The 3337-nt window shown below is 71.3% G+C and carries 3 protein-coding genes and 1 pseudogene; all 4 read left to right on the forward strand.

What is annotated here, in order from left to right; all coding sequences use genetic code 11:
- The coding region (locus FrCorBMG51_RS24330) for a hypothetical protein (protein WP_235433869.1) at nt 1–387 on the forward strand (387 nt) is incomplete at its 5' end.
- Nucleotides 388–511: 124 nt separating this feature from the next.
- Complete coding sequence (locus FrCorBMG51_RS24335) at nt 512–2044, forward strand: FtsK/SpoIIIE domain-containing protein (protein ID WP_047225332.1); 1533 nt, start codon at nt 512–514, stop codon at nt 2042–2044.
- Nucleotides 2041–2250: a hypothetical protein gene (locus FrCorBMG51_RS24340; RefSeq protein ID WP_047225333.1), complete on the forward strand. Its 210-nt coding sequence runs from the start codon at nt 2041–2043 to the stop codon at nt 2248–2250. Before FrCorBMG51_RS24335 ends, FrCorBMG51_RS24340 begins: the two co-directional genes overlap by 4 nt.
- A 101-nt stretch (nt 2251–2351) precedes the next feature.
- Nucleotides 2352–3337: pseudogene (locus tag FrCorBMG51_RS24345) on the forward strand (replication initiator); the annotation flags it as partial.

Here is a 3337-nt window from a genome sequence, read left to right on the forward strand (position 1 = left end):
GCGAAACCCCGGCTCGTTCTGGGTGGCCGGGATACGGCCGGTGCGCACGGGCGCGAGGCGGGTCGCGGCATGACCGAGTCAACAGCTATCCCGGACGCCGGTGGCGGGCGGGTGCCGGTCGGGTCGCACGGGCATATCAGCGTGCATGTCGGGTCGGACGGGTCGGCGCGGTGCTTCACCTACCCGCACGAGCGGCCGATCCTCGCGGTCGATGCCGACCACACCCATCTGTCCCTGTCCGTGACAGACGGCGTGGTGACCGTCGATCATCTCGCGTTCGCGCGGGCGCTGGTGCGGGCTGCCACCGACTATCTGGGCGAATGCGAACGGCTGCTGACAGATCCCACCGCCGACGCCTCACAGAACGAGACCGCGACCGCGGCCTGAGCGCGCTTATCACGGGTACCGGGACGGCCGTCTGAGTCTTCTTTTTCGCTCCACCGGTTCCGGCCCGCCGATTTCTCTTCCTTCCGTTTCTTTTTCTTTCGATGCAGGGTGGGTGTGATCTGTCATGGCCAGAATCAACGGCTCCCGGCCGTTTCCCGAAATACCGACCCGGCATCCGAAAGTCGACGTACCGCTGTGGGTCGTGCTCGCCGGGCTGGCCGGGCGGATGTGCGCCCGGCTGGTGCTCTTGGTGCTGCGGCATCCGGTCCTGGTGGGCTTGTTGCTGACGGTGGCGGTGCTCCGGGACCGGTACGGGCTGGTCGGGCTCGGGGTGGCGGCTCTGGTCCTGGCCGTGCTGGCGGTGGGGTGGCGGCTGGCGCATCGCCGGTCGTTCGCCTGGCTGGTCGGCTGGTTGCGGGGCCGGCTGCGGCTGCTGGCCGTCTACCGGTGGCGGTGGCGGCCGGTGATGGTGCATACCGGGCTGGCGATCCGGGTGCCGGTGTCCAACGGGGAGCGGATCGCCTTCGCCGAAACGTTCCCGCGTATTCGACAGGTCCGCTCGGATCGGTGGGCGGATCGGCTGCGGGTCGAGCTGCTGTACGGGCAGACCCCGCAGCAGTGGGCGGAGCAGGCTGAGGCGCTGCGGCAGGCGTTCCGCGCGCAGTCCTGCCGGGTCCGCCCGGATACCCGGGTGGGGTACATCTGGCTGGACTTCACCCACCGTGACCCCCTCGCCGAGCTTGTCCCCTTGGCCGATCTCGACGGTCCGGACGCGGACGGCGACGGCGACGGCGGGGACGACGACGGTTGGGATGACGACACGCCGGTAAACCTGACGGGAATCCCGATCGGCCGGCGGGAAGACGGCCAACTCTGGCGGTTGCCGGTCCGCGGCGCGCATGTGCTGGTGGCGGGGGCGACCGGGGCGGGGAAGAGCGCGGTGTTGTGGGCGACGATCCGCGGGCTCGGCCCGGCGGTGCGCGCCGGCCTGGTCGAACTGTGGGTCGCCGACCCGAAGGGCGGGATGGAACTCGCGTTCGGCCGGGGCATGTTCACCCGGTTCGCCACCGACACAGGCAGCATCGCCGACCTGCTCGACGACGCGGTCACGGTCATGCGGGCGCGGGCGGCCCGGCTGCGGGGCGTGACCCGGCTGCATACCCCGACCGTGGACGAACCGCTGATCGTCGTGATCGTCGACGAACTCGCCGCGCTGACGGCGTATGTCACCGACCGGGAGGTCAAGCGGCGGTTGTCCGCGTCCCTGCCGCTGCTGCTGTCGCAGGGCCGGGCGCCGGGGGTGGTGGTGGTCGGGGCGGTGCAGGACCCGCGGAAAGAGGTGCTCCCGTTCCGGGACCTGTTCCCGGTCCGGGTCGCGCTGCGGCTGACCGAACCCGACCAGGTCGACCTGGTGTTGGGCGATGGTGCCCGGGACCGCGGGGCACGGGCGGAGGAGATCCCCGACGCGCTGCCCGGGGTGGGCTATGTGCTGGCCGACGGGCAGGCGGATCCGGTGCGGGTGCGGGCGGCCTGGGTCGACGATGCCGAGATCTCCCGGATGGCGCACCGCTACCAACCACCGGTCACCGGGGCGGCGTTCGACTTCGGTGATCGCGGCGAGGGTTGGACCCCGGACGTCAACGGCTGGGCGGCATGACCACATCGGATGGCTACGCCCCGGTATACGTGCTGCCGGTCTGCTCCTGGTGCCGGCATCTGTGGGCGGCGCACCGGGCGGATGTCGGTTGCCGGGCGCCGGTCGGGCGGGGGCGGGTGTGTGGCTGCCGGGAACCGCCCCCCGACCCCCACGATCCCGACAACGGCGGCCAGGACCACGACGACCAGGAGGAGCGGGCCGCATGACGCACGGAACGGACTCGGCCGGCCTGCCAGCGGCGTATCCGGACAGTCTGACCGGCCTCGTCTCGAGTACGGATCCGGCGGCGGGTAGCCGAACGGCCCGGATGCGTCTCCCGCTGGCCCGGCAGGTTCTCGAGGCGGTCGCGGTCGACAACGGGGTGTGCATCCGGCCGCTGGCGATGCGCCGGGTAGACCTGGCCACCGGGGAGACGGAAACCGTCCCGGTGCAACCGCTGGCCATGCGGAAAATCGACACCGTCACCGGGGAGAGCGAAACCGTCCCGGTGCCGTGCGGGGCCACGTTGGCATCGAAGTGCCCGCCGTGCGCGGACCGGGCACGCAAACTGAGGATGGCGCAGTGCAAGGCCGGCTGGCATCTCAACGACGAACCGCTACCCGACCCGAATCCGCCCGGCGACGACGCGAAAACCCTCGTGCAGCTCCGCGCGGATCTTGAAGCGGTCCGGACGGATGCTGTCGCCTGCCACAACGTCGACCAGGTCACCGAAGCGGACGATTTGATCTCGCAAGTGGACATGGCGTTGGAAGACCTCGGCGTCCGGGGGAAGACCGCGCCGGACAATCGGGAGCGGACCCGGCGGACCCGGTCGACGAAACGGCGGCAGGACGCCCCCGACCTGCCCCGGCTCCCCGTCGACCGGCGCACGATCGGGCGGACGTTCACCGCACCCGACGGGACGGTGTGGCGGCCGTCGATGTTCCTGACGTTGACCTGCGACTCTTACGGCCGGGTGACCTCGGACGGCAGCCCGGTGGAGCCGACGTCGTATGACTACCGGCGGGCGGCCCGTGACGCGATCCATTTCCCTAAGCTGGTCGACCGGTTCTGGCAGAACCTGCGCCGGGCGGTGGGCTACGACGTGCAGTACTTCGCCTGTCTGGANCGCCGCCCTGGAACCGCAACGGCGCCTGGCGCCGCACCTGCACGCGGCGATCCGCGGCACGATCCCACGGGTGCTGCTGCGGCAGGTGGCGGCGGCGACGTATCACCAGGTGTGGTGGCCGGCGTGTGATCGGCCGGTCTACGGCCCGGGTCGGCTGCCGGTGTGGGAGGAGCGGGCCGGCGGCT

Source organism: Protofrankia coriariae (assembly GCF_001017755.1).
GTDB classification, from domain to species: Bacteria; Actinomycetota; Actinomycetes; order Frankiales; family Frankiaceae; genus Protofrankia; species Protofrankia coriariae.

Bases quoted from the DNA above. Each gene is read 5' to 3' on its own strand.
- FrCorBMG51_RS24335 (WP_047225332.1), top strand. From the start codon at position 512: ATGGCCAGAATCAACGGCTCCCGGCCGTTTCCCGAAATACCGACCCGG.
- FrCorBMG51_RS24340 (WP_047225333.1), top strand. From the start codon at position 2,041: ATGACCACATCGGATGGCTACGCCCCGGTATACGTGCTGCCGGTCTGC.